This window comes from Salinimicrobium oceani, assembly GCF_012037645.1.
This window is the reverse complement of record NZ_JAAVJR010000132.1, coordinates 1-714: the sequence shown is the minus strand read 5'-3', so window position 1 is coordinate 714 and position 714 is coordinate 1. Positions and strand designations below refer to the sequence as shown.

The 714-nt window shown below is 37.8% G+C and carries 1 protein-coding gene; it reads right to left on the bottom strand.

The window, feature by feature from the left end:
• Positions 1 to 633 (bottom strand): galactokinase (locus HC175_RS15850; RefSeq protein WP_317172336.1); only part of this gene is annotated, 633 nt, incomplete at its 3' end.
• Positions 634 to 714 lie beyond the last annotated feature (81 nt).

Here is a 714-nt window from a genome sequence, read left to right as displayed (position 1 = left end):
ATTCGTATTAAGCAATAATATCTTGCAATTCTTGAAATCTGCGGGTATAAATTCTGCATGGAGATTTTGACAATCCAAAAGAATGAGGTGGTCTTTCCTGCTCATCACCGAGGCATACTGATCCATGATTCCACAGTTGGAGCCTACAAAATTATTTTCTGCATCCTGGGAGAGTTTCACAAGGTCCATATCCTGCAACCCGAGTTCGAATAAGGCATTGAGTCCGGCTGCCAAACCACATTCTAAAGCTGCAGAAGAGCTAATGCCTGCCCCTATAGGTAATTCGCTATTGATAATGCAATCAAAACCTTCAAGTTTTTTACCTCGCTTCTGAATCTCATCTATTACTCCTAAAATATAATTACTCCAGGAAGATTTGCCAGGCGCAAGATTGGAAAGACTAAATTCCACATGCTTCTGGAAGGTCCTGCTATACACCCTGCAGGTATTCAGAGTTTGATTTTTTCTAAGTTCGAAATAGATCTTCCGGTCAATAGCAGTAGGGAGTACAAATCCTTGATTGTAATCAGTATGCTCTCCAATAAGGTTGATTCTGCCAGGAGAAGCAACTTGGATTTCGCTGGAAAAATTTTCAATGAATTGAGGAGGATAGTGGCTGTTTTCTTTCTTCAAAATTCAGGTTTTATTCTGGTAAAGATAATAAACGTAAATTATACCTTAATTTTAAATTCTTAAAAATAAGCTGTTTTTATA